The 25,565-nt window shown below is 65.7% G+C and carries 20 protein-coding genes and 1 pseudogene; 7 read left to right on the top strand and 14 right to left on the bottom strand.

The window, feature by feature from the left end:
* Position 1 precedes the first annotated feature (1 nt).
* From OE647_RS15800 to acs, 6 genes are all read right to left on the bottom strand, one after another.
* The gene (locus OE647_RS15800) at positions 2-505 is read right to left on the bottom strand and encodes a hypothetical protein (RefSeq protein WP_263722725.1); all 504 of its coding nucleotides are present in this window, start codon (positions 503-505) and stop codon (positions 2-4) included.
* Positions 506-513: 8 nt separating this feature from the next.
* Positions 514-2,340, bottom strand: a complete 1,827-nt coding sequence (locus tag OE647_RS15795; RefSeq protein WP_263722724.1) for a putative nucleotidyltransferase substrate binding domain-containing protein — start codon at positions 2,338-2,340, stop codon at positions 514-516.
* A gap of 60 nt (positions 2,341-2,400) precedes the next feature.
* Complete coding sequence (locus OE647_RS15790; RefSeq protein WP_263722723.1) at positions 2,401-4,158, bottom strand: sodium:solute symporter family protein; 1,758 nt, start codon at positions 4,156-4,158, stop codon at positions 2,401-2,403.
* 15 nt (positions 4,159-4,173) lie between these two features.
* Positions 4,174-4,431: a DUF4212 domain-containing protein gene (locus OE647_RS15785; protein WP_263722722.1), complete on the bottom strand. Its 258-nt coding sequence runs from the start codon at positions 4,429-4,431 to the stop codon at positions 4,174-4,176.
* Positions 4,432-4,493: 62 nt separating this feature from the next.
* Entirely contained in the window at positions 4,494-5,171 is a 678-nt protein-coding gene (locus tag OE647_RS15780) for an adenylate kinase (RefSeq protein ID WP_263722721.1), read from the bottom strand.
* A gap of 4 nt (positions 5,172-5,175) precedes the next feature.
* The gene (gene acs, locus OE647_RS15775; RefSeq protein WP_263722720.1) at positions 5,176-7,149 is read right to left on the bottom strand and encodes an acetate--CoA ligase; all 1,974 of its coding nucleotides are present in this window, start codon (positions 7,147-7,149) and stop codon (positions 5,176-5,178) included.
* A gap of 423 nt (positions 7,150-7,572) precedes the next feature.
* On the opposite strand from acs, the gene OE647_RS15770 reads away from it, so the two are divergent.
* Entirely contained in the window at positions 7,573-8,061 is a 489-nt protein-coding gene (locus OE647_RS15770; RefSeq protein ID WP_263722719.1) for a HugZ family pyridoxamine 5'-phosphate oxidase, read from the top strand.
* 60 nt (positions 8,062-8,121) lie between these two features.
* Here OE647_RS15770 and OE647_RS15765 read toward each other — a convergent pair whose 3' ends face one another.
* Positions 8,122-10,419: a right-handed parallel beta-helix repeat-containing protein gene (locus OE647_RS15765; RefSeq protein WP_263722718.1), complete on the bottom strand. Its 2,298-nt coding sequence runs from the start codon at positions 10,417-10,419 to the stop codon at positions 8,122-8,124.
* A gap of 280 nt (positions 10,420-10,699) precedes the next feature.
* On the opposite strand from OE647_RS15765, the gene OE647_RS15760 reads away from it, so the two are divergent.
* Positions 10,700-11,578, top strand: a complete 879-nt coding sequence (locus tag OE647_RS15760) for a CHAD domain-containing protein (protein WP_263722717.1) — start codon at positions 10,700-10,702, stop codon at positions 11,576-11,578.
* Here OE647_RS15760 and OE647_RS15755 read toward each other — a convergent pair.
* Positions 11,575-13,155: a lysine--tRNA ligase gene (locus tag OE647_RS15755; protein ID WP_263722716.1), complete on the bottom strand. Its 1,581-nt coding sequence runs from the start codon at positions 13,153-13,155 to the stop codon at positions 11,575-11,577. The two genes, OE647_RS15760 and OE647_RS15755, sit on opposite strands and share 4 nt — an antisense overlap.
* A gap of 112 nt (positions 13,156-13,267) precedes the next feature.
* On the opposite strand from OE647_RS15755, the gene OE647_RS15750 reads away from it, so the two are divergent.
* Positions 13,268-13,690 (top strand): tellurite resistance TerB family protein, encoded by a 423-nt coding sequence (locus OE647_RS15750; RefSeq protein ID WP_263722715.1) that lies wholly within the window; start codon positions 13,268-13,270, stop codon positions 13,688-13,690.
* Between the two features lie 101 nt (positions 13,691-13,791).
* Positions 13,792-15,060 (top strand): annotated as a pseudogene (locus OE647_RS15745) (D-amino acid dehydrogenase); the annotation flags it as partial.
* Positions 15,061-15,064: 4 nt separating this feature from the next.
* On the opposite strand, the gene OE647_RS15740 reads toward OE647_RS15745, so the two are convergent.
* From OE647_RS15740 to OE647_RS15730, 3 genes are all read right to left on the bottom strand, one after another.
* The gene (locus OE647_RS15740; RefSeq protein ID WP_263722713.1) at positions 15,065-16,528 is read right to left on the bottom strand and encodes a D-alanyl-D-alanine carboxypeptidase/D-alanyl-D-alanine-endopeptidase; all 1,464 of its coding nucleotides are present in this window, start codon (positions 16,526-16,528) and stop codon (positions 15,065-15,067) included.
* Positions 16,529-16,598: 70 nt separating this feature from the next.
* Positions 16,599-17,207 carry a nicotinate-nucleotide adenylyltransferase gene (locus tag OE647_RS15735; protein WP_263722712.1) on the bottom strand — a complete coding sequence of 203 codons (609 nt, stop codon included), beginning with the start codon at positions 17,205-17,207 and terminating at the stop codon, positions 16,599-16,601.
* 106 nt (positions 17,208-17,313) lie between these two features.
* On the bottom strand, positions 17,314-18,249 hold the full coding sequence (locus OE647_RS15730; RefSeq protein WP_263722711.1) for a carbon-nitrogen hydrolase family protein: 936 nt from the start codon (positions 18,247-18,249) through the stop codon (positions 17,314-17,316).
* A gap of 143 nt (positions 18,250-18,392) precedes the next feature.
* On the opposite strand from OE647_RS15730, the gene ettA reads away from it, so the two are divergent.
* Positions 18,393-20,048, top strand: coding sequence for an energy-dependent translational throttle protein EttA (ettA, locus tag OE647_RS15725; protein WP_263722710.1), 1,656 nt, complete (start codon positions 18,393-18,395; stop codon positions 20,046-20,048).
* A 60-nt stretch (positions 20,049-20,108) separates the two neighbouring features.
* Here ettA and OE647_RS15720 read toward each other — a convergent pair whose 3' ends face one another.
* Both OE647_RS15720 and OE647_RS15715 read right to left on the bottom strand, forming a co-directional pair.
* On the bottom strand, positions 20,109-20,366 hold the full coding sequence (locus tag OE647_RS15720) for a hypothetical protein (protein ID WP_263722709.1): 258 nt from the start codon (positions 20,364-20,366) through the stop codon (positions 20,109-20,111).
* Positions 20,367-20,697: 331 nt separating this feature from the next.
* On the bottom strand, positions 20,698-23,118 hold the full coding sequence (locus OE647_RS15715; protein WP_263722708.1) for a GcvT family protein: 2,421 nt from the start codon (positions 23,116-23,118) through the stop codon (positions 20,698-20,700).
* A 99-nt stretch (positions 23,119-23,217) separates the two neighbouring features.
* On the opposite strand from OE647_RS15715, the gene OE647_RS15710 reads away from it, so the two are divergent.
* Positions 23,218-24,231 (top strand): LysR family transcriptional regulator, encoded by a 1,014-nt coding sequence (locus OE647_RS15710; RefSeq protein ID WP_263722707.1) that lies wholly within the window; start codon positions 23,218-23,220, stop codon positions 24,229-24,231.
* Positions 24,232-24,450: 219 nt separating this feature from the next.
* On the opposite strand, the gene OE647_RS15705 is transcribed toward OE647_RS15710, so the two are convergent.
* A complete protein-coding gene (locus tag OE647_RS15705) occupies positions 24,451-25,095 on the bottom strand; it encodes a Crp/Fnr family transcriptional regulator (protein WP_263722706.1) in 645 nt (214 codons plus the stop codon).
* Positions 25,096-25,353: 258 nt separating this feature from the next.
* On the opposite strand from OE647_RS15705, the gene OE647_RS15700 reads away from it, so the two are divergent.
* The gene (locus OE647_RS15700; protein ID WP_263722705.1) at positions 25,354-25,560 is read left to right on the top strand and encodes a SlyX family protein; all 207 of its coding nucleotides are present in this window, start codon (positions 25,354-25,356) and stop codon (positions 25,558-25,560) included.
* The last annotated feature ends 5 nt before the right edge of the window (positions 25,561-25,565 follow it).

Here is a 25,565-nt window from a genome sequence, read left to right as displayed (position 1 = left end):
GTCACCCTCCCGCGCAGGCCGCAGCCAGGAGGTCGTCCTCCGGCCCCGGCGTCAGCCATTCCGTGTCTTCGATCCTGCCGCCGGGGAACACGTCGGACCGGCGGCCGCCCTCGCAGTCGAAGGCGAAGGGAAGCTGTCTGATCGGCGCCCAACGCTCGACGAACATCACCGGGGCAACGAATTGCCGCGGCGCGGTTTCGGAGTGGATCGCGGCGCCCAGATCGATCGCCACGAAGCGCCGGACGATCGGGAAGGCATAGGTCCAGGGCTGGTAGGCGGCCGAGCTGCCGGGGGCCGAAACGATGCGGACACTTTCGGGCAGCTCATCGCGGACGCGCGGATACCAATCGTATTCATTCCAGACGGCGAAGGCGAACATCGCCAGGCCAACCGTCGCCGGGACCGCCCATTTCGGCAGCTTCCAGCGGAAGATCCGGGCGACCAGCAAGAGGGCGCCCGCCGCTCCGACGCCCGCGATCACCATTGCAACCAGTTCCCAGATCATGTCCTGCCCTATCCCAGCATGCCTTTGCCCTGCCCCACCGCCGACTGCATCGTGCGCACGACCACGAAGGCATCGCGCAGATGGCTGCGCTCGAAATCCGACAGGTCGGAGGGGGCAAGATAATTGTCGGGCTTGCGCCCGGCCTTGATCTGGCGGGCCTGGTTGGCCAGCCGCGTTTCCGCGATCAGGTCATAGGCCTCGGTCAGGTCGCGCGCGCCAGAGGCGGAGATCACCTCGGCCCCGGCCGCCGCGAGAAGCCGCGCGCGCGTGTTCGCAGGCGTCAGCCGCCCTTGCAGTGCGTAGACGCGCGCCAGGTCCGCGACGGGAACCACGCCGTTGTGCTTCAGATCAATGTGGTTGCGGTGTTCGCCCGACCGGATCGTCGCGAACCCGCGCAGGAGCCCGAGCGGCGGGGTGTGTTTCAGAGAGTTCGAGATCATGTGCGCGACGAAGATCGAGTTCTTCGCCGCCGCCTCCAGCGTCTCGGACTGAAGGTTGCCGAAGAGGCTGACCGCGCCGCCGATCGGGCGCAGGTCGAACATGACCGAGGCGAGCATCTGCGCCTCCGGGTTGGGCGCCGCGATCCAGCCGCGGAAGTAGTCGCGCCAGACGCGAACCGGTTGGCACCAGCGCGGGTTCGTCGCCATCATGTCGCCGGGGCAGTAGACATAGCCGCAGGCATCCAGACCGTCCGAGACGAGCTTGGCCAGATCGCGGAAATAGGCCATGTCGTCGTTGGTCGCGCTGTCGTCGATCATCAGGCAGTTGTCCTGGTCGGACACGCCCGTCTGTTCCTGCCTTCCCTGCGATCCGCAGGCGAGCCAGAGGTAGGGCACGGGCGGGGCGCCAAGCGTGACCTCCGCCATCGACAAGAGCCGCCGTGTCACCGCATCGGCGATGTCGGTGATCAGCCGGGTGACGACCTCATGCGCGTTGTGGCCGCCGACCAGTTGCACCAGAAGCGAGGGGATGCGCGCCGTGACCGCCGCCATGTCCGCAACTGTCGCGGCATCGGCGAGATCGCGGATCAGGACGGCCGAGGACAGGGCCTGGAAGCGGGTCAAATCGGTCTGGGTGACCATGCCCGCCAGCCTGCCCTCGCGCACCACCGGCAGATGGCCGATCTTGCGCTCAAGCATCAGGTGCAGGATGTCGGTCCCCAGCGCCTCGGGCGTCAGCGTGACCGGATCGGGGGTCATCACCGCACTGACCGGCGTGGTCCCGTCCAAACCCTCCGCCAGAACGCGGTTCGACAGGTCGCGTGTCGTGACGATGCCCAGAAGCCGCCCGCCCTCGTCCGTCACGCCGAGGCTGGAGACATGGGTATCGCGCATCTGGCGCGCGGCTTCCGCCACGGGGGTTTCCGGGCCGCAGGACACCGGATCGCGCGCCATCAGGTCGGCAACCTTGCGCGCGCTCAGATCGTTGGCGCGCGCCTCTCCACCCCGGCCACGGTTGAAGAACCGCTCGAAGGCCGGGAACCCGGCGATCAGGCGGCGCAATTCGCCAACGGGCAGCAGCAGGAGCCGGCTATCCTCGATCGTCCGCGCGCAGGTCACGGCCAGACCGTCGCGCAGAAGCCCACGTTCGCCGAAGGAATTGCGCGGCCCCAGCAGCGAGACGAGCCCGCCGTTGCGATCCAGGATCTCGACCCCGCCGGCCTCGACCAGGAAAAGTCCCGAAAGCGGGTCGCCGAAGGCATAGACCTCGGTCTTGCCGGGAAGTTCTCTGCGGCTGAAGGAACCGGCGACACGCGCCAGTTCGTCCCGCGGCAGACTGTCGTAGGGATGCACGGTTGCGAGAAACGCTGCAATGCTCTCAACGCTGTCGCTCAACCGAACCTCCTCAAACTGGGTTGGCGCGCCCCCGAAGGGACGCGCCGATAGTCAGATCGATCAGTGGTGCGTGGCCGCGCCAGCGCCCTTCGGGACGCGGATCGATTCCACGAGGTCCTGGATCTCGACCGGCGGCTCCTTCGTGGCGCCCGAGACGACGTAGGCCACCGCGAAGTTGATGAGCGCGCCAACCGAGCCGAACGAGGTCGACTTGATCGACAGCAGCAGCGGGTTCGCGTCGGTGAAGCTGTTGGTCTCGGGGATGAAGAACCAGCCCTTGTGAAGGAAGATGTAGACAACCGTCACAAGGAGGCCCGCCAGCATCCCGGCCACCGCGCCGGCGTTGTTGATGCGCTTCGAGAAAATGCCCATCATCAGCGCCGGGAAGATCGAGGCGGCAGCCAGACCGAAGGCCAGCGCAACCGTCTGGGCGGCGAAGCCCGGCGGGTTGAGGCCAAGGTAGGTCGCGACCGCGATCGCCACACCCATCGAGATACGCGCCGCAAGCAGCTCGCTCTTTTCCGAGATGTTCGGGTTGATCTGACCCTTGATCAGGTCGTGCGACACCGCGGACGAGATCGCCATCAAGAGACCGGCCGCCGTCGAGAGCGCGGCGGCAAGACCACCGGCGGCGACGAGCGCGATTACCCAGCCCGGCAGATGCGCGATTTCCGGGTTGGCCAGAACCATGATGTCGTTGTTCACGGTCAGTTCGTTGGCTTCCTTGTCGCCGACGTACTGGATCATGCCATCGCCGTTCTTGTCCTCGAACTTCAGAAGACCGGTCTTGGCCCAGTTGTTCACCCAGGTGATGTCCTTGCCCTGGGCGTCAGCGCCAGCCTCGATCTCGGCGAGCGACAGCGTCGCTTCGCCCACACCGTTCGGGTAGAAGGTGTTGATCAGGTTCAGGCGCGCCATCGCGGCGACGGCCGGGGCGGTCAGGTAAAGAAGCGCGATGAACACCAGTGCCCAGCCCGCCGAGGAACGCGCGTCGGCAACCTTCGGCACCGTGAAGAAGCGCACGATGACGTGGGGCAGACCCGCGGTCCCGATCATCAGCGACACCGTGAAGAGGAACATGTTCAACGTGGTGTCGGACTGCGTCAGGTAGGACTTGAAGCCAAGCTCGGTCACGAGCCCTTCGAGCGTCGACAGGAGCGGCTGGCCCGTGGCGGCGTCGTTGGAGAACAGACCCAGACCCGGGATCGGGTTACCGGTCAGCTGGAGCGAGATGAACACGGCCGGGATCGTGTAGGCGATGATCAGCACGACGTACTGGGCAACCTGCGTGTAGGTGATGCCCTTCATCCCGCCAAGAACCGCGTACATGAACACGATGGCCGCGCCGATGTAGAGGCCGGTGGCGTTCGACACTTCGAGGAAGCGCGAGAACGCAACGCCGACGCCGGTCATCTGGCCGATAACATAGGTCAGCGACGCGGTGATGAGGCAGATCACGGCCACGAGGCGCGCGGTCGGCGAATAGAAGCGGTCGCCGATGAACTCCGGCACGGTGAACTTGCCGAACTTGCGCAGGTATGGCGCAAGAAGCAGGGCAAGCAGCACATAGCCGCCGGTCCAGCCCATCAGGTAGGCGGAAGTGTCGTAGCCGCCGAAGGCGATGAGGCCGGCCATCGAGATGAAGGAAGCCGCCGACATCCAGTCCGCGCCGGTCGCCATGCCGTTCATCACCGGGTGAACGCCGCGTCCGGCGGCGTAGAATTCGCTCGTCGAGCCCGCGCGGGCCCAGATGGCGATGCCGATGTAGAGCGCGAAGGTCGCGCCGACCACCAGCAAGTTAAGGGTATACTGATCCATTATCCCCGCTCTCCCTTATTCTTCCACGCCGTGTTCACGGTCGAGCTTGTTCATGCGCGCGGCATAAACGAAGATCAGCACCAGAAACACGAGGATGGAGCCCTGCTGGGCAAACCAGAACCCGAGATCGGTCCCACCGACTGCGATACCCGACAGCATCGGGCGCAGCAGGATCCCGAAGCCGAACGACACCAAGGCCCAGACGACCAGGAGGATCCTGATCAGCCGGATATTGGCGGCCCAATAGGCGTTGGATGAAGATTTATCCGCCATGTTGTTACTCCCTGAACTCCCTCGTTCATTTCCGGCCCCCCCTCGCGGGGAGCCGGCCTCCCCTAGGCCGAAACGCGCCCGACGATGGTCCCTAGCCCCTCGGCGATCGCCTCGATGGAACCCATCGCGTCGATCGTCTCAAGGACACCCATCGCCCCGTAATGCGCGATCAGCGGCGCCGTCTGGGCGTGGTAGGCTTCAAGCCGCGCACGCACCGTCTCGGCATTGTCGTCGGCGCGGCGCTTGAACGCCGTGCCGCCGCATTTGTCACAAGCGCCGGCATTGGCGGGCTGCTTGAATTCGTCGTGATACCCTTCGCCGCAATCGGCGCAGGTGTAGCGGCCGGAAACCCGGCCCACCATCGCCGCGTCATCGACCTCCAGGCTGATGGCGGCGGTGACGCGGCCCCCGGCCTCGGCCAGCAGGCGGTCGAGCGACTCGGCCTGGCCCGCCGTGCGCGGGAACCCGTCGAGGATGACGCCACGGGATGTGTCGGGCTCGGCCATGCGGTCCTTGAGGATCGCCAGCACGATCTCGTCGCTGACAAGGCCGCCGGCCTCCATCACCGCCTTGGCGGCGAGACCCGCGGGCGTGCCCGCTGCGACGGCCGCGCGCAGCAGGTCCCCGGTGGACAGCTGGACGAGGCCGAATTTCTCTTCCAGCATGCGGGCTTGCGTGCCCTTCCCGGCGCCCGGCGGCCCAAGAAGGATCACGACGGCGGGTGCGTTCGAAGCGCCCATGCCCTCAGCCCCGATTCATGCGGTTGTCGATCAGATCGTCGACGACGGACGGATCAGCCAGCGTCGAGGTATCGCCCAGCGCGCCGAAGTCGTTCTCGGCGATCTTGCGCAGGATGCGGCGCATGATCTTGCCCGAACGGGTCTTGGGCAGGCCCGGCGCCCATTGGATGAGATCCGGCGAGGCGATCGGCCCGATCTCGGTGCGCACCCACTTGACCAGTTCCTTGCGCAGGTCCTCGGTCGGCTCAACCCCGTTCATCAGCGTGACATAGGCGTAGATGCCCTGGCCCTTGATCTCGTGCGGGTAGCCTACGACAGCGGCCTCCGCGACCTTGGCATGGGCGACAAGCGCGCTTTCGACCTCGGCGGTGCCCATACGGTGGCCCGAGACGTTGATGACGTCATCGACGCGGCCGGTGATCCAGTAGTAGCCGTCCTCGTCCCGGCGGCAACCGTCACCGGTGAAGTAGTAGCCCTTGTACTGCTGGAAGTAGGTTTCCTGGAAGCGCTGGTGATCGCCCCAGACGGTGCGCATCTGGCCCGGCCAGCTGTCGCCGATGCACAGCACGCCATCGACGCCGTTGCCTTCGACAACCTGTCCGCCCTCTGCGGTCAGGACCACGGGCTTCACCCCGAAGAAGGGCAGCGTCGCCGCGCCCGGCTTCGTCTCGATCGCGCCGGGCAGCGAGGTGATCATGTGACCACCCGTCTCGGTCTGCCAAAAGGTATCGACGATCGGGCAGCGGCCCTTGCCGACATGCTTGTCATACCAGACCCAGGCTTCCGGGTTGATCGGCTCGCCGACCGACCCCAGCACGCGCAGCGAGGACAGATCGTACTTCTCGACCCACTCCGGTCCCTGGCCCATCAGCGCGCGGATCGCGGTCGGGGCGGTGTAGAACTGGTTGACCTTGTGCTTTTCGCAGACGGCCCAGAAGCGGCCCGCGTCCGGATAGGTCGGCACGCCCTCGAACATGACGGTCGTGGCGCCGTTCGCCAGCGGGCCGTAGACGATATAGCTGTGCCCCGTGACCCAGCCCACGTCCGCCGTGCACCAGAAGATGTCGCCGTCCTTGTAGTCGAAGGTCATCTGCTGGGTCATCGAGGCATAGACGAGGTAGCCGCCCGAGCTATGAACGACGCCCTTCGGCTTGCCGGTCGAGCCGGAGGTGTAGAGGATGAACAGCGGGTCCTCGGCGTTCATGGCCTCTGCGGGGCAATCGGCGGAGGCGGCCCCCATGAGGGCCAGCACGTCGATGTCGCGGCCTTCGGTCCAGGTGGTCTGGTCGCCGGTGTGCTTGACGACCAGGCAACGCACCGAGTCCTTGCAGTGCAACAGCGCGGCATCCGCGTTGGCCTTCAGCGGTGTGCGCCGGCCGCCGCGCGGGGCGGTGTCGGCCGTGATGACCGCCTTGGCTTCGCTGTCGTTGATCCGGTTGGCGAGCGCGTCGGGCGAGAAGCCCGCGAAGACGATGGAGTGGATGGCGCCGATCCGCGCACAGGCCAGCATCGCGTAGGCGGCCTCGGGGATCATCGGCAGGTAGATCACGACGCGATCGCCGCGCTGGATGCCCTGATCTTTCAGGACGTTGGCCATGCGGCACACCTTGTCGTGCAATTCACGGTAGGTGATGTGCTTCGCGGGCGTCTCGGGCCCATCGGGTTCCCAGATGATCGCGACCTGATCGCCGCGGGTCGCCAGATGGCGGTCGATGCAGTTGGCGGCGACGTTCAGTTCGCCATCCTCGAACCACTTGATCGACACTTCGCCGAAGTTGAAGTTGGTGTTCTTCACCTTGGTGTAGGGCTTGATCCAGTCGATCCGCTTGCCCTGCTCACCCCAGAACGCGTCGGGGTCGGCCATCGAGGCTGCGTACATTTCCTTGTAGGCTTCCGGCGAGACCAGTGCATTCTCGAAGCCGGGCGGGATGGGATGCTTTGAAGCCGCCTCGGCCGTACCCTGATCTTTACCCGCCATCGTATGCTCCTTCGCTTAGCGTTCACCTACAGGGACACCCCGCCTCGCCGCTCGCTCGGTGCCGGGCGCGGTGTGTCAGGAGGCATTGTAAACCAATTCTTCGATTTTCCGTAACCCATTTTATTGATTGCATATTTCTGTAAATTATTTCACAAACAGTAACGCGTTTCTGTAAATTTATTGACTGCGCGCGAAAATCTCGTTGGATTTCCCGAAGCATGCCTGTTGCGGCATTGAAGGGATTTCGGCGGATTGCCGCCGGGTCGCGGAATCTTGAGAAGTTTCCGACTCCGAGGGGTCTTGAAAGCACGTCAAAGGTCGCAGCCCCTGTTAGCGATCTCAACGAATCAGTGATTCGCGGCAGGCTGGCGCCCCGTGCAGGTCGCTTGGTCCCGGTGCAGAAAAGGAAGCGAGGTCGCGGCGATGACCGACAAACCCTCTCCGATCCGCGAAACGAACGATGAGGCGCGGGCGCTGGCCGCGGCGCTTCTGCGCGACGCGCGCTTTGCGGCGCTCGCGGTCCTGCATCCCGATACCGGCGCACCCCACGTCACCCGCATCGGCTTCGGCCTGTCGCCCGATGGCGCGCCGGTCACGCTCGTCTCTGACCTGGCGCTCCACACGCGCGCGCTCTCTGCCGATCCTCGGGCGTCGGTGCTGGTGGGCGAGCCCGGGTCGCGCGGTGATCCGCTGACCCATCCGCGGCTGACCCTCTCGGTCGCCGCGCGGTTCGTGGGGCGCGGCACCGCGGAACATGACACGATCCGCGCCCGCTGGCTGGCCGATCATCCGAAGTCCGGGCTTTACGCCGACTTCGCCGACTTTCACTTCGTCCGCTTCGACATTACCCGCGCGGCGCTGAACGCGGGCTTCGGCAAGGCCTTTGCCCTCGGGCCTGAGGACCTCGGATAGCAAAAGGTCCGCGCCCTGGGGCGCGGACCGGGTCTGGTCAATCTTGAAACGGGAAGCGGGTCAGCGCGGGTTGTCCATGCGCACCCGGACATGGGTCCGCCCCTTGGAGATGTTCGCCCAGTTCAGCGTCACCTGCTGCTTCGCGGCCCCCTGCTCGACGTTGACGAAGGGCATGTCGGACCGCCTTTCGCCCAGGTTGCCAGTGATCATCCCCTCGGCGACGACCGAGTCCACATTGCGCGCCCAGCCCCCGAACGGCAGGAAGGCCGAGGGGTCGATGGTCCAGGTCGTGGCCGCCGTCGCCTGGACATGCTCGATCGTCACCGGGTTCGCGATCGGCTGGTTGACCGATCGGAAGGTGTTGCCCTGCACCAGGATATTGACCATCCGCGCATTGTCGAGCGCGGCATAGGTCGTGTCCACCTTGTCCACCCGGTCGATGGAGCCGTTGAAGACCTTGAAGGCGTTCCCGGTCAGGTTCAGGCCCTCGATGAAATGCCCGGCACCGTAGGGTTTGAAAACGATCCAGCTGAACCAGCCCGCTACGTCGGAGGCCACGAAGGTATTCCCGGTGATCGTCAGCCCGCCGAACGAATACTGGTTGGCAAAGCCCGGATCGGCCTCGTACTCATTCGTGATCTCAAGGAAGCAATTGTCGATGTAGTTGCCGGTCAGTGTCGTGGAAAGGTTGCTGCCGGCCAGGACAAGGCCCGCCTGCCGCACGCCATTGGACTGGTTGTCCCCTTGGAAGAAGTGGTTGCCGATGATCAGATTGTTGTTCCCGCCCAGAACCCCGAAGTGGCGGAACCGCACCGCGCGGCATTCGCGAACCTTCACGTCATTGCCGTTGGTGTTGAACAGGATCGAGACGCGGTCAGGGGCGGGCAGCGACACCTCCGCCGACAGGAACTGGCAGCGGTCGATCTCCATCCCCTGGCAGCCGTCCCCGTGGGAGGTGATGCCGCGGTTCTTCGGCTGGTTGATCGCGCAGTCCCGGATCAGGAAGTTCTTGCCCGCGGGTGGCAGCAGGATGCCGTTGGCCTCGGCGTTGCACTGGATCTCCACCTCCGCCAGCGACATCTTGTCGAGCGCCGCGAAGCCCGAGAAATCGAGCACGTACTTGAACCGCGTGAAGGTGAAGGTCTGGGTCCCGAGCGCATCGTGGAGCGGCTTGCTCAGCCGCAGCGTCCCCGCCCCGACGTTGACCGAGGTGACATAGACCTCGCGCCCCACGCCGTTGCCCTCCACCAGCGACCCCGGCAGGATGTTGGCGATGTTTGCAACCGCGGTCAGCGTCGTGTCGCTGGAGGCGGAATAGGTCGCGATCGAGGTCACGACCGTCGGGTCCCAGGCGGGCCCGCTTTCCACCTCGAACTGGCCGTTGCGGATCACCCGGCGGGTATAGAACGTCGTCTTGTTGTTGACGGCGGCCTGCATGTCGATCGGCGCGGTGACGTTCACGCGCCGCCCGCCCATGTCGAGCGAATCATGGTCGGTAAAGTTGATCAGCGCCTGGAACGCCTTGCGGAACCCCTCCTCCTCGTCGCCGAAGGCGTCGATATAGGCGTCGAGCGTATAGTTGCGCGTGATGGCGAGGCGCCGGTTGACGGGCATGGTGAGCGTCCCCTCGAACCGCACCGGCGCTTCAAGGGTCACGTCGGCATTAAGGAAATAGGTCCCGGACGACACCAGAAGCGACCGCCCCGTCGCGGCGGCCGCGGCGTCGGCCGCGTCGAATGCCGCCGCGTCATCGGTCACCCCGTCGCCCTTCGCCCCGTAGTCGCGCACATCCACCCAGTCGATCAGGTCGCGCAGGAAGGCCGAGGTAATATCCTCGACCTCGATATCATCAATCCGCACGACCCCGCCAAGCGCCCCGTTCAGATCGAGCCCGACATGGGCATAGATCGCGGCAGTGCCCCAGGCCATGTCCACGCCCTGCCGCGCCCCGGTGCCGATGATCGCCTGCACCGTCTCGACCTTGCCATAGGCGGTCAGCGCGACGAGAGGGCCGGTTTCGACCACGCCCGCAAGATGCGTGTTGCCCGCAGCCCCGGCCCAGGCCGCGATACGGACCGAAGGCAGGTTGCCGCTGATCGCCTTCACCCGCGCGGTGACGCGCAGGTAGCAGCCCGGCAGGATCGGCGTTTCCCCCATGTAGCGCAGCTTCTGCGTGGCCTCGGTCTTGATCATCTCCAGACAGCTGCCGAAGTCCTGATCCGCCGTGACCAGCGCCGCGTTCGCGGCCCCCTCATAGGTGGCCGAGCCCGGCGTGCCGTCGCCGCTCGACCACATGCCAAGCCCGCTTTCGAAAGCCGCCGGCATCAGCACCAGCCCGTCCGTAATCGCCTTGTTCATTCCGTGAACCCCTTGTGATTGCCAGCCACCCGGCAAGCGCCCGATGTCCCATCACGGGAACTGCGCCCCCTCGAAGACGGGGCGCGGTTGGGTGCTCATGCCGGGTGGCAGGGCCATCGGCCCTCGGGGGAACGGCTATCCCAGAGCTTTGAGCAGCGCGTGAACAGGCCGTGCGCCGCAGCGCGGGGGGCGGCAACACCTTGGCTGTCATGCCCCTGTCATCGAACTGTTGTCTGATGTCACCGCCGCATGACTCGGCGACATTCACGACAGGTACGAAATGCCATTCACTTTCCCGGATCGGGACCAGCCCATCGCCAAATCGGTCCGCAAACTTGCGCGCAACCGCCTGGAGGCGTCCCTTGCCCTGATCGCCGAGGCCGAGCGCCCGCAGGGCGAGCGCGTGCGCGAGCTGCGCAAGAACATCAAGAAGACCCGCGCGCTGATCCGCCTCGTACGGCCGAACTTCAAGGGGTATGAGCGCGAGAACGACGCCCTGCGCACGGCCGGGCGCGTCGTCGCGGATCTCAGGGACCGCGATGCGCTGCGCGACTCCTTCGATGCCCTCGCGCGGCGTGTCTACCTGCCGCTCGATGCGCGCGCGGCGCTGCGCGAGGCGACGCTGACACCGCACGAGCCGCCGGCCGAAGATGCCGCAGCCGCCGCCCTGACCGAACACGGGCGGCTGGTGCAGGAGATCGCCGAGCGCCTGCGTGGCTGGAAGATCGCGGGCTCCGGGTTCGATGCGCTGGCGCCTGGACTCGAACGCACCTGGACCGCCGCGCGCCGCGCGATGCATCAGGCCGCAGCCGACCCGACAGGGGAGGCACTGCACCAATGGCGCAAGCGGACGAAGGATCACTGGTATCACGCCCGCCTGCTGACGCCCATCTGGCCCGAAATGACGGCCCATCACGTCGCCGCCGCCGACGCCCTGGGCGAACGCCTGGGCGAGGCGCGCGACCTGGCCTTCCTGATCGAGGCCCTGGAACGCGCAGGCGAAAGTGCCGGCGGCGGCAAGGATTTCATCGCCGCCGCGCGGGAAGAGAAGGAGCGCCTGCTCTCCGACGCCCGCACCCTTGGTGCGCGTTTCTTCAGCGAGCCCGCCGAGGGGCTGTCGCGCCGCTGGCGCGGCTGGTGGAAGCTCTGGCGGGCCTAGCCCGCCATCTCTCCGGCCAGCGCCCTTTCGATCAGGGCAACGGTTTCACCGACACCGTAAAGCGCGATGAACCCCCCGAAACGCGGCCCTTGGGAGGCCCCCAGAAGCACCTCGTAAAGCGCGGTGAACCAGTCGCGCAGCGGCTCGAACCCGTGCTCCTTGCCGACGGCGAAGACCATGGACTGAAGCGCCTCGGCATCGAGGCCGCCGTCCCAGACCTTCAACCGGGCCACGAGGTCCTCCATCGCCGCGCGCTCCTTCTCGCTTGGCACCCGGAAGCTGCGCGAGGGCGCCACGAAGGCGTTGAAATAGCGCACCGCGAATTCCGCGGCCTGGTCGAGCTGCGGATTGGCCTCGGGCGTCGCCTCGGGCGCGTAGCGCTGGATGAAGCCCCAGAGCCCCGACTTGTCCTTGGCGCCCGCGACGCTCGCAAGGTTCAGAAGCATCGCGAAGGGCACCACCATGTCGGAGGCCGGCGGGTTGCCGTTGTGAATGTGCCAGACCGGGTTGGCGAGCCTGGCCGCTTCGTCCTGATCGGGGAAGGCGCGCAGTTGCTGGTGGTATTCATCGACGGCCTTCGGGATCACGTCCCACCAGAGCCGCTTTGCCGTCTTGGGCTTCTGGTACATGAAGTAGCCTAGGCTCTCGGTCGAGGCATAGGTCAGCCATTCGTCGATCGTCAGCCCGTTGCCCTTCGACTTCGAGATCTTTTGGCCATGTTCGTCCAGGAACAGCTCGTAGGTGAAGTGTTCCGGCGCCTTCGCGCCGAGCGCCTCGCAGATGCCGTCATAGATCGGCGTATTGGTGGAATGATCCTTGCCATACATTTCGAAATCGACGCCAAGGGCCGCCCAGCGCGCGCCGAAGTCGGGCTTCCACTGGAGCTTGACGTTGCCGCCCGTCACCGGAAGCGTCCATTCGCGCCCGTCCTCGTCATCGAAGGTGATCTCGCCCTTCGCCGCATCGACGTTCTTCATCGGAACGTAAAGAACGCGCCCCGTTTCGGGGTGGATCGGGAGGAAGCAGGAATAGGTCTGCTGGCGCTCTTCCCGCAGGGAGGCCAGCATGATCTTCATGATCGCGTCATAACGTTCACAGCAGCGCAGCAGGATTTCGTCGAAACGTCCCGATTTGTAGAAATCGGTCGCGCTGATGAACTCGTACTCGAACCCGAAGGTGTCGAGGAACCGGCGCAACATCGCGTTGTTGTGATGCCCGAAGCTTTCGTATTCCCCAAACGGATCGGGGACCGAGGTCAGCGGACGCTGAAGGTTCTCCTTCAGCATTGCCTGCTCGGGCACGTTTTCGGGAACCTTGCGCATCCCGTCGAGGTCATCCGAGAAGCAGATAAGCTTGGTCGGGATGTCCGAGATCATCTCGAACGCGCGGCGGATCATTGTCGTGCGCTGCACCTCGCCGAAGGTGCCGATATGTGGCAGGCCCGAGGGGCCATAGCCGGTCTCGAACAGAACGTAACCCTTTTCCGGTGCCTTTTTCTCATAACGTTTGAGAACGCGGCGCGCTTCCTCGAAAGGCCAGGCTTTGGAGTTCATCGCGGCATCGCGTAGAGAAGACATGGGTCACACCATCCGAAAGGGCGGCACCCGTCGTGCCGCAAGGCTCGTCTCCTATTGAACGGGGGCAGGATCGTCAATAATTTGCCTGCCAAACGAGACAAGGACCAGGACAGTGCCCCATACCCTTCCCGCCTTCACCCCCCAGGATGCGCTTGTCGCGATCATGGTCACCGTCTCGGTCTCGGACGAGAACATCCGCACCTCGGAACTTGTCGCCATCGAGCGCCAGGTGAACCACCTTCCGATCTTCGCCGACTACGACATCGACGCGGTCAAGGAGGTCGCGCAGACCGTCTACAAGCTGATGGAAGAGGAAGACGGCCTCGACACGCTCTTTGCGATGGTGCGCGATGCGCTGCCCGAGCGGCTTTGGGAGACGGCCTATGCGCTGGCCTGCGACGTGGCGGCGGCAGATGGCTCGCTTGGGCAGGATGAACTGCGCCTGCTGGCCGAAGTGCGCCATGAGTTGAACATCGACCGCCTGCACGCCGCCGCGATCGAACGCGGTGCGCGGGCGCGGCACCTGACGCTCTGATAGCGGCGATCAGGCCAGCCACCTCCGATCGCTAGGTCCAGCGCATCCGCTCGATTGCCGCGATGGTTGTGCTATGCTAGCGGCGGGCAACGCGTGAACAGGACAAAGCCATGAAAATCGTCGTGATGGGCGCCGGTGTTATCGGTGTGACCACTGCCTATTTCCTTGCCAAGGCCGGGGCCGAGGTCATCGTGTTGGACCGCCAGCCGGGCCCGGGCCTTGAGACCAGCTACGCCAACGCGGGCGAGCTGTCCTATGGCATGACCTCGCCCTGGGCCGCGCCCGGCGTTCCGATGAAGGCGCTCAAGTGGCTCTTCATGAAGCGCCGCCCGCTTTTCATCTGGCCGCTCATCAGCCCGCGCATGTGGAAATGGGGCGCGCAGATGCTGATGAACTGCAACGACGCCGCCTATGCGGTCAACAAGTCGCGGATGGTGCGCGTCTCCAACTACTCACGCGACGTGATGCCCGACCTCATCGCCGAGACGGGCATCGACTACGACGGGCGCGCGCAGGGCACGCTCCAGCTTTTCCGTACCGAGAAGCAGATGAAGGCCTCGAAGGCGGATCAGGACATCCTGGCCGAGTTCGACAGCCCGTTCGAAGTTCTCGACCCCGACGGCTGCATCGCCGCCGAACCGGCGCTCGCCCACGTCCGTGACAAATTCGTGGGGGGCCTGCGCCTGACCGCCGACCGCACCGGCGATTGCCGGATGTTCACCATGGCGCTGGCCGAAAAGGCGGCCGCGCTTGGCGCGCGCTTCCACTACGGCCAGAAGATCGAGATGATCCGGATCGAGGGCGACCGGGTGAAAGGCGTCAAGACCGACAAGCTCGGCCTGGTGACGGGCGACGCCTATGTCTGCGCGCTCGGCAGCTTCGGGCCGCGGCTTCTGGACCCGATCGACCTGCGCCTGCCGGTCTACCCGGTCAAGGGATACTCCGTCACGCTCCCGGTCACCGATGACGCGGGTGCCCCGCAATCGACGATCATGGACGAAACCCACAAGGTCGCGATCACCCGTCTGGGGGACCGCATCCGCGTGGCCGGCACGGCCGAGATCGCGGGCTATTCAGACCGGCTTGGTCCCAATGCCACGGCCACGGTGCGCCATGTGATCGGCGACCTTTTTCCCCATGGCGGCGACCTGGAACGGGCCGAGGGCTGGACCGGTCTCCGGCCGATGACGCCCGACGGGACGCCGATCCTTGGCCCGACGCGCTATCCGAACCTGTTTCTGAACACCGGCCACGGCACGCTGGGCTGGACGATGGCCGCAGGCTCCGGCCGCGCGGTGGCCGACCTCGTCCTCGGACGCAAGCCCGAGATCAGTTTCGAGGGCCTGACGGCGGCGCGATACGGGCTCTGACACCTCAGGCGCCATGCACCTTGGACCAGCGCGCGATCAGCTCGTGCTGAAGCGCGCGCGCGCGCTTCACCCAGGCCTTGCCGCCCTTGGGCCGTTCGCGCTCGCCCTCGCTCAGCGCGTCGCGCCGCTTGGTGTCGGCCGACAGGATCGCGAAGACCAGTTCGCGCCCGTTCGGGGCGGTGAAATAGCCCGTGAGGGCGGACACGAAGTTCAGCGTGCCGGTCTTCGCCTTCACCGTCGCGGGCAGCTTCTGGCCGTCCTGCTCGACGCCGACGTCCTTCATCAGCGCAGCAAGCCGCGCGCCCGGCCCTAAACGCGCCAGCGCGCCCGCCATCGCCTCGGCCGAGATGCGCGAGGCGCCGCCCAGACCGGAGTGATCGACAAACCGCGCGCCCTTCACCCCGGAGCGATCCGCGAGCCAGTCCGACATCTCCCGACCCGAGGCGTCGTGCTGCGCCACCCCGCGCCGAAGGGACGCCGACATGCCGACGGCCTCCGCCGTCATGTTCGTGGAATAGCGCATCATCTGGCGCAGGACCTCGGTCAGATCGTCGCTGCCGCTCTCCACAAGAACCGTACCCCTGGGGGCCGTGGCAGTCTGCTCGGGCGCGGGAAGTTTCATGCCGGCCCCTGCGGCCAGAGCGCGGAACACGTCGCCCGCGTAAAGATCGGGGTGACGCACCGGAAGCCAGCGGCTGCCGCCGCCGCCAAGCGCCTGGCGCGACACGCTCCAATCCTCGAACCCACCCTTTTCGTCATAGGCGTAGACCGGCAGATCCCGCTCCGCCAGCCGGACGCGCGCCACCGTCACGGGCGGGACGAAGCGGCGATCCTCGGCGTTCATGCCGACCGAATAGCCCTGCCCCTCGCGCTTCCAGGTGAAATTCACGCGGTTGAAGTTGAGGTTGAGCCCCGCGACCGCCGGGTTATAGCCCAGCCAGTCGGGCTGGTCGGGGTCGATCTCCCTCACATAGGGCAGGGCCCCGCCCCAGACCAGAAACCGCCCCTGAATGCCGCGCACGCCCAGCTTCGCCAGCGCATAGGCCATCTCTGCCAGCCGGTCGGTCGTCAGCGTCGGGTCGCCCCCGCCCGCCAGAACCAGGTCGCCCGCGATTACGCGGTCCTTCAGCGGACCCGTCGCGATCAGCCGGGTCGTGAAGCGATACCCCGCGCCCAGATGCTCCAGCGCGTAAAGCGAGGTGATGGCCTTCGCGGTGCTTGCCGGTGGCATGGGGCGGGCGGGGTCGATCGCCTCGATCACCTGTCCCGATTTCAGGTCCAGAAGCGCATAGGAACTGTGCCCGCCAAGCTTGGCCTTGGTGATCAGATCGGAAGCGTCCCCGACCAGCGTGCCCTGCCGGGCCACCGCCGGCCGCGCGACCGGACGGATCTGCGTCAGCGGCGCGTCGGCCCATCCGCGGGTCGCAAGACCCGAGGCCAGCAGTCCGACGAAATGCCTGCGATCCATGCGCACAGCCCCTCCCCGGCCTAGCGCCCGTTCCACCCTTCCCGCACTATCCCCCCGCCCGCGCCCGCGTTCAAGCCCCCTGCCGCCAATCGCCCCGCTCCCGGATCGCACTGGAGGAGATATCGACCATCGGCACATCCAGAAAACACCAGACCGGCGGATGAAGACCGGGAAGCAGGCGCGCGGCCTCTCCGGGCAGGCGGAAGCGGTCGTATTCCTCGGCCGCGCGGGCGCCACGCGCGGCAAGCCTCGCGCCCGGTCGGGCAAAGACCCCGACGGGCACGTTGCGCATGATCCATTCCCAGTCCTGCCAGCGGTCGAACTGCACCAGGTTATCCGCGCCCATCAGCCAGACGAAGCGCACCCCCGGATAGAGCGCCTTGAGCCGCCGCAGCGTCTGGGCCGTGAACCTTGTCCCAAGCCGCGCCTCGAGATCGCTGATGACGACGCGCGGATCGTCCATCACCGCCCGCGCCTGCGCGATCCGGTCCGCCATCGGCGCCGGCTGGCGCGCCTTCAGCGGATTGCCCGGCGAGACCAGCCACCAGACCCGGTCAAGACCAATGCGCTTGATCGCCTCGCGCGTGATATGGGCATGACCGGCATGGGCCGGGTCGAAGGACCCGCCCAGAAGGCCGATGGTCTGGCCCGCAACGGCTGTTGGAAATCCGGCCCTCATCCCCGCCTCGATTTGCGCGCAACCTTACTGTCGCCCGCCAGTGCCGAGGTCAAGATGCTTGTGCGCCGAGCCAACGGCTGGCGCGCGGGGGCTGCCCACCGCGCGCCTACCCTTCGAAGCGCACCGGCACCTGGCGCGCGCGATGGACCTCAAGCGTGAACACGTCGGGCCGGGCATAATGGCCCGCGACATCAAACTTCCGGCGCGAGGCGCGCGCCTGCGCGACATCGATCTCTGCGGTCAGAAGCCCCTTTTCACGCCGCATAGGTCCCGCAAGACATCCGCCGAAGGGCCGGTAGACCACGGCATCCCCGGGATTGATCCAGCCCTCGGCCTCCTGGAACAGCTCCTCGCGGAACGGCAGGTCGGCCGGAATATCCGACAGTTCCAGCGCGGTGGCGCAACCGACGACCCAGCACCCGCCTTCACGCGCGATGTGCTGCATGGTGGCCAGCCAGGTGTCGCCGCTGTCCCAAGTCGGGGCCAGGTAGATGTCGATGTTCTGCGCATAAAGCGCGAACCGTGCGAGCGGCATGTAGTTTTCCCAGCAGATCAGGGCACCGACCCGGCCCACCGCGGTCTCCACGACATTGAGGGTGGAGCCGTCGCCAAACCCCCAGACCATGCGCTCGGGGTTGGTCGGCATCAGCTTGCGGTGATTGTTGAGGATGCGGCCATCCGCGTCGATGATCGCCACGCTGTTGAACAGCGTGCTGCCGCTGAAGCGCCCGTCGACCTCCTGGTGCCCCATCACCACCACGACGCCATGTTCGGCCGCCGCCTCTCGCAGCGGCGCCAGGTCATCGCGCTCCAGATCGACCGAATTGGCCTGGGATCGCGCGAAGAGCGTGTCCGTGGCCAACATCCCCGCGCCCGGCTTCAGACGCCAGACATAGCTTGGATATCCCGGCAGCCAAACCTCGGGGAAGACGATCATCCGGCAGCCCTCAGCCGCAGCCTGCCCGACAAGCTCCACCGCCCGCTCAAGCGATGCGGCCTTGTCGAGATAGACCGGCGGAACCTGCACCACGGCAAGTTTCATCACCATACCCTCCCTCTGATGGACCCAGTGTAGGGCAAAGGGCGCCCTGCGGCAAAACAAGGGCCAACTTAGCCCCGTTGCGCCGCCCCCTTCGCCCGGATAGAACGCCCCAGACCCGGATTTCAGCGCGACGAGGCACTCTCATGGCATCTTACCAGTTCGTCTATCACATGGATGGCGTTTCCAAGACCTATCCCGGCGGCAAGAAGTGTTTCGAGAACATCCGCCTGAACTTCCTGCCGGGCGTCAAGATCGGCGTCGTCGGCGTCAACGGCGCGGGTAAATCGACGCTTCTGCGCATCATGGCCGGCATCGACAAGGATTTCACCGGCGAGGCTTGGGCCGCCAAGGGCGCGACCGTCGGCTACCTGCCCCAGGAACCCCAGCTTGACGAAAGCCTGACCGTGCGCGGCAACGTGATGGAAGGGGTGAAGGCCAAGCAGGCCAAGCTGGAGCGCTACAACGAACTGGCCATGAACTACTCGGACGAAACCGCCGAGGAGATGGCGCAGCTTCAGGACGAGATCGACGCAGAGAACCTCTGGGATCTCGATAGCCAGGTCGATATCGCGATGGAGGCGCTGCGCTGCCCGCCGGACGACGCGCAGGTCGACAGCCTTTCGGGCGGCGAGAAGCGCCGGGTCGCGCTCTGCAAGCTGCTTCTGGAAGCACCCGACATGCTGCTGCTCGACGAACCGACCAACCACCTGGACGCCGAAACCATCGCCTGGCTGCAAAAGCACCTGATCGAATACAAGGGCACGATCCTGATCGTCACCCACGACCGCTACTTCCTCGATGACATCACCGGCTGGATCCTCGAACTCGACCGGGGCCGGGGCATTCCCTACGAGGGCAACTATTCCGCCTGGCTCGAACAGAAGGCCAAGCGACTCGAGCAGGAAGCGCGCGAGGACAAGGCCCGCCAGAAGGTTCTGGAAAAGGAACTCGAATGGATCCGCGCGGGCGCCAAGGCCCGCCAGGCCAAGCAGAAGGCGCGTATCAACGCCTACGAAGAGATGGCATCGAAGTCCGAACGCGAAAAAATCACCTCCGCCCAGATCGTCATCCCCAACGGCCCGCGCCTTGGCGGCAAGGTGATCGAGGTCGAGGGGCTGAAGAAGCACATGGGCGACAAGCAGTTGATCGAGGACCTCTCGTTCGCGCTGCCCCCCGGCGGCATCGTCGGCGTCATTGGCCCGAACGGCGCGGGGAAAACCACGCTCTTCCGGATGCTCACCGGGCAGGAACAGCCCGACGCGGGCGAAGTCAGCTATGGCGACACGGTGAAACTGTCCTACGTCGACCAGTCGCGCGACGCGCTCGATGCGAACAAGACGGTGTGGGAGGAGATCTCGGGCGGCGCCGAACAGATCGAACTGGGCGACGTGACCGTCAACTCGCGCGCCTACTGCTCCTCCTTCAACTTCAAGGGCGGCGACCAGCAGAAGAAGGTTGGCCTGCTTTCAGGCGGTGAGCGCAACCGCGTCCACATGGCCAAGCTTCTGAAATCCGGTGGCAACGTCCTGCTGCTCGACGAACCGACAAACGACCTGGACGTGGAGACCTTGCAGGCGCTCGAAGCCGCTCTCGACGACTTCGCGGGCTGCGCGGTCATCATCTCGCACGATCGCTTCTTCCTCGACCGCCTCTGCACGCACATCCTGGCGTTTGAGGGCGAGGCCCATGTCGAATGGTTCGAGGGCAACTTCGAAGCCTACGAACAGGACAAGATCCGCCGCCTTGGCCCGGATTCGGTGGAACCGAAGCGGGTAAAATACAAGAAGTTCACCCGCTAGGCAGCGGGCCCGACGCGCATGGAGATGCGACCTGGTCGCACCTCCATGTCGATTGCCGGCCTAAAGGCAAAGGAACAGGTGTTCGGCGGAGTAGTCCGGCAGTTGCCGTGTCGAGGCATATTCAGCCCGCTTGCTGGTGCCCAGAGCACAGATGCGATCCGCCTCTTTCTTGGCCACTTCAATCTGGTCCTTCACGGGAACCAAGTTCGTTGTCTGCACCTTGACACTGGCGCCGTTGTAGTCGCTGACGGTGGCGGTGTTTGCCACGCAGCCCGATAGCAATGTGAAAGCTAGAATAGTTGCGGTCGCAAATTTCATTTCTAATCCTTGTCTAGATTGAGATTAACAAGCCCCTCCGCCGCGCACTCTGGCAGAGATCAAGAGGAGGTCAAGCACATATTATTGAAAGAAAAAATATGATCTCGCGCGGCTGATGCCGCGCGAGTTTCGATCTTCTGCGGATGGTCGCATCCTGCTCGACCCGATGAGACATGAAGCCATTCGCCGCCAGACTTTCGGTGGCGCGAAACCGCAGGCGGCTTCGCCAAGCAGGACGGTAGATGAAGCCTGCAAAACAAGAAAACGGCCGAGGTGGCCGTTTTCCCGGTTATCGCGCAGGTCAAAGGGGGCACCCCGGATCAGGCTGACGTCAACCCCGCAGCCGTTCCCCCGTGGGGTCGAAGGCGGGCTCGGCCAGGATCACGCCCCGGTGGTCCCTGCCAAGGATCGCGACCGACAGTTCGGTTCCGGCTTGCGCATGCACGGTCTTGATGAAGCCGATCGCCAGCGACTTGCCGACCGAGTAGCCGTAGGCGCCGGAGCTGACCCGGCCGACCGGGGTGCCGTCGGGCAGGAAGATCGGCTCACCGCCGGTCGCGTCGGCGATGTCGGCTTCGACCTCGATCATCACCAGCTTCTCGCGCGGGGCCTGTCCGGCCAGCGCGGCATAGGCGTCCTTGCCGAGGAAGTCGGGCTTGTCCATCTTGATCAGGCGGTCGAGGCCAACCTCTTGCGGCCAGTATTCGGGGCTATACTCACGGCCCCAGGAGCCATAGCCCTTCTCGACCCGGAGCGAGAGCAGCGCGCGGCTGCCGACCGGGCAGACGCCAAGGTCGCGCCCGGCCTCAAGGAGGGCGGCGTAAAGCTTCACCTGATCGGCCTCCGCGACATAAAGCTCCCAGCCCAGGTCGCCGGTGAAGGACACACGGATCGCGATCGCCTCGACGCCCGCGATGGTGATCCGGCGCGACCGCATGAAGGGGAAGGCCGCGTTCGACAGGTCTTCCTGCGTCAGCCGCGACAGCAGCCTGCGTGCTTCCGGACCCGCGACATTGACGCCGCAGAGATCGACGGTGAGGCTTCGGAAGGAGACGGTTTCCGGGCGCGGCACCGCGTAGAAGTAGCGCTGGTGATAGCGCTCGGCCATGCCTGAGCCGACCATGAAGAAGTGATCTTCGCCGAGCTTCGTCACCGTGAAGTCGCCCGCGATGCCGCCGCGCTTGCCGATCAGGGGCGTCAGGCAGGACCGCCCCACCTCGGACGGGACCCGGTTCGCGATGATCCGGTCAAGCCAGTCGCCCGCGCCCGCACCCTTGACCTCGTATTTCGCGAAGTTCGAGATGTCGATGACGCCGACACCGCTGCGCAGCGCCTTCACCTCGGCCCCGACATGGTCGAACCAGGGCTGGCGGGTGAAGCCGTAGGTCTCTTTCGGCTCCACGCCTTTCGGCGCGAACCACAGCGGATGTTCCCAGCCGTAGTTGAGGCCGAAGACCGCGCCCAGGTCCTTCTGCATCTGGAAGGCGGGGCGGGTGCGGACCGGGCGCCCGGCCGCCCGCTCTTCATAGGGGAAGTGGATCTTGAAGCGGTTGGCGTATTGATCCTGAACGCGCGCCTTGGTGAAGGCCTTGTCGGCCCAGTCGCCGAAGCGGGCAAGGTCCCAGGCGAACATGTCGTACTGCGGCTCGCCCTGAACGATCCACTGCGCGCTCATCAGGCCCAGACCGCCCGACTGCGAGAAGCCGGGGATGATGCCGGTGCAGCAGAAGTAGTTCCGGAGTTCGGGCACCGGGCCGTAAAGGGCGGCGCTGTCGGGCGACCAGATCATCGGCCCGTTGATGACGCGCTTGATGCCGGCCGAACCCACGGCGGGAACCCGCGCGATGGCGCGCATCATGTTTTCCTCGATGCGCTCAAGGTCGTCGGCGAAAAGCTCATGCCCGAAGCCCTGCGGGGTGCCGTCCTCGGCCCAGAAACGCATGTCCTTCTCGTAGGCGCCGACCAGCAGGCCGTTGCCCTCCTGGCGCAGGTAGTATTCGCCGTCCCGGTCGGCGACCGACGGCAGGCGACGGCCCAGCGCCGCGATCTCCGCGATCGTCTCGGTGACGAAATACTGGTGTTCGGTCGGTTGCAGCGGAAGCTCGATCCCGGCCATGCGCGCCACCTCGCGCCCCCAGAGGCCGGCGGCGTTCACCACCCATTGGGTATGGATATTGCCGTTCGGTGTCTCGACGATCCAGCTCCCGTCGGGTTGCTGGATGGTGGCGGTGACGGGGGTAAAGCGGTGGATCTCCGCCCCCATCTTGCGGGCGCCGGCGGCATAGGCCTGCGTCACGCCAGAGGGGTCCACGTTGCCGCCGTCGGGTTCGTACATGATGCAGCGGATGCCGTCGAAATCGACGAGCGGGTGCAGCCGCTCGGCCTCGTCGCGGCTGATGTTGTGGAAATCGGCCTTGAAATAGCGGGCCTTCGCTTCCTGAAGGCGCAGCTGGTGTTCGCGCGCCTCGGTCTGCGCAAGGTAGAGCGACCCGGGCTGGAACACGCCGCAGCCCTGTCCGGTCTCGGCCTCAAGCTCCTTGTAGAGCTTCATCGTGTAGTACTGGATCTTCGAGATGTTGTTGTTGTCATGCAGGCCGTGGATGTTCGCGGCCGCGTGCCAGGTCGAGCCCGAGGTCAGCTCATCGCGCTCCAGCAGGACGACGTCGGTCCAGCCCAGCTTGGCGAGATGATAGAGGATCGAACAGCCAACCAGACCGCCGCCGATGACGACCGCTTGCGCATGTGTTTTCATGATTTGCCCCAAAGCCGATGTGCGCGGCCAAAATGGCGAGGTTTGCAGACGAATCCATATCTATCTATACTATTGCATCTGCCGATCGGAGGTATTGCGTTGGGCAATGATGGCGCCGCTGAACTGGTCTTGCTGCGAAGCTTTCTGGCGGTCGCGCAGACGCGGAACATCTCGCTTGCGGCCCAGGCGCTTGGCCTTTCGCAGCCGACGGTGACACAGCACATCCAGCGGCTTGAATCGCTCCTCGGGGTTCCGCTTCTGCTGCGTTCCTCGCGACCGCTTGGCCTGACCCAGCCGGCCGAGACCTTGGCGCGGGAGCTTCCGGACAGGATCGCCGCGCTCGACTCCCTGCTCGATCGGGTCAGCGCGTCGCGGCAGGCGCCGCCCGACGTGCTCCGCATCGTGATGCCCGACAGCCTGTCCTGTATCATGGGGGCGGAATTCCTGATCGCGGCGGGCAAGCTCGCCCGGTCGCTGGAACTGCGCTCGGGGATCTCGCCCTGGATCGAGGAATCCCTTCAGGCGCGGCGCTGCGATCTGGCCATCGACTGCCCGCCGTTCAACCCCGAAACCCGCGCCCACCGCCTTGAACTCTTCCACGACCCCTATCTTGTGGTCCGGCCGCGCGCGATGGCGGACCTTCCGTTCGAGCGCCTGTCCACCGAGAAGCCCCAGGTCGCCTTCGGGCGCAACTCGAAGTTCGGAACGACAACGGCGGCAATCGCCTCCGAACTCGGGGCAACGGAGCCACCCCGTTTCAGCTTCGATTCCACCCAAAGTCTGCTGCGCTTCGTTCAGGCCGGATATGGCTGGGCCGTCACATCGGCATTCTGCCTGTTCCAGTCGCCCGGGGCGCTGCGCGATCTGGACATCTGTCCCTGCCCCTCGGATCACCGGCGCGCCTTCTTCCTGCTGGGCGATCAGGATGCGCTGGCGGACCTGCAACCCCGCGTCGCCGAGCGGTTGATCTCGGTCTTCCACCAGCTTCTCGCCGGCCGCTGGACCGCAATTTCGCCAGAGGTCGTCTCGATGGTGATCTCCGCCAACGACCGTGCGACGGGCGGCATGCCGCCAAGCGCGGCGGCGTCGGTGCGCGAACATCCCACCGGCTGAACGATGATGCCGGGCCTGCCCCACGCGATCTTCGCGGTCGCTTGATCGGCGTTGAGATCCTGCGCCAAGAGGGGCACGATTCCGCTCAAGGCGCAGGATCAGGCAAGCAGCGGTGCTGAGCGCAATCATCGGGAATCTCCATCGATACTGACGTGTCGCATACACATCGCGCGATGAGGTCAAGATGAGCGGTTCGTCCCGCCGCTGCTGTTACCCAGGTTACAGCCCGGCAATCTGCGCCCATGGGTCGGAACACCCGGGTAGAGGATCATTCCAGCGCCTCGGCCATCGCGCGCAACGCCGTGCGGAACTCGGGAAGTAGACGGTTGACCCTCGGACGGCTCGCGCCGAGGAACAGGCTGAGGTCGCCTGCGTCAAGTTCAGCGCGAGATGGGGCGCTGCCCCGGTCGGGCTCGCGTGCTGGGTATCCGGCGCGAAAAGGATATAGCGGGCGCGCCGCTCCTGAAGGCTGCGCAGCGCCAGCGCCTCCGGCCTGTCGTTTGTTCCGCGAAGCAACGCCCCGAGGTAGGCGATCATCGCCTCATGCAAGCTGGGATGGCGCGCCGCGATCGCGCGCAGATCCGCGCGTGACAGCACCACGGCGCGCACCGGCTCCATCGCGACTGCATCGGCGCTGCGCAGACCGCCGTCGAAACAGGCGATCTCGCCCGCCAGGTCACCAGGCGCGGCGACGCGGATCGGCAACTCCCGCCCGGCGGGCGATAGGATCGAGAGCTTCAGCCGCCCTTCCAGAACGACAAACAGGTGATTGCCCTTGTCGCCCCGGGCAAACACCATCTCTCGCGCGCGCCAGTTGCGCCAGTTCGCCCGCGCCTCGATGTCGGCCTGGACTTCGTCTTCCAACCCGCCGAACACCGGGACGGACCGCCAGATGGCACGGTCTTGGCGCCCACGACCCGACCCGCTTTCGCAAGGCTCGCCCTGCATTCGCCAAGACCCCACCCGACTACGCTACCGGAAGGGCTTCAGACTTCGGTATCAGGCCGGTTCCGGTCAAGTGATTTCGCGCGGAGATGCGATCTGGTGCGCGGACCTGGAAACCCCGATAAGGGGGTGGGGACACCCCCCCTGCGCGAGACCGGCAAGGAGGCGGACAGAGGCATGAGCGAGAGATTGAACAGGGCCGAGGAAGAGCTTGCCCATCTGCGCCGCATCGTCGATGACCTGTCCGAGGTCGTGGCACGCCAATCGCGGGAACTCGACCTTCTGAACCGCCGCGTCGCCCTGCTGATGGAACGCGCCGCAGAGGCGGAGGCCGAACGCACCGGCACGATCCCCCTTGCCGATCAGAAGCCCCCGCACTGGTAAGCATT

Source organism: Albidovulum sediminicola (assembly GCF_025751575.1).
In the GTDB taxonomy this organism is placed as follows: Bacteria; Pseudomonadota; Alphaproteobacteria; order Rhodobacterales; family Rhodobacteraceae; genus Albidovulum; species Albidovulum sediminicola.
The sequence above is the reverse complement of the archived record's forward strand: the minus strand, read 5'-3'. Positions and strand labels throughout refer to the sequence as shown.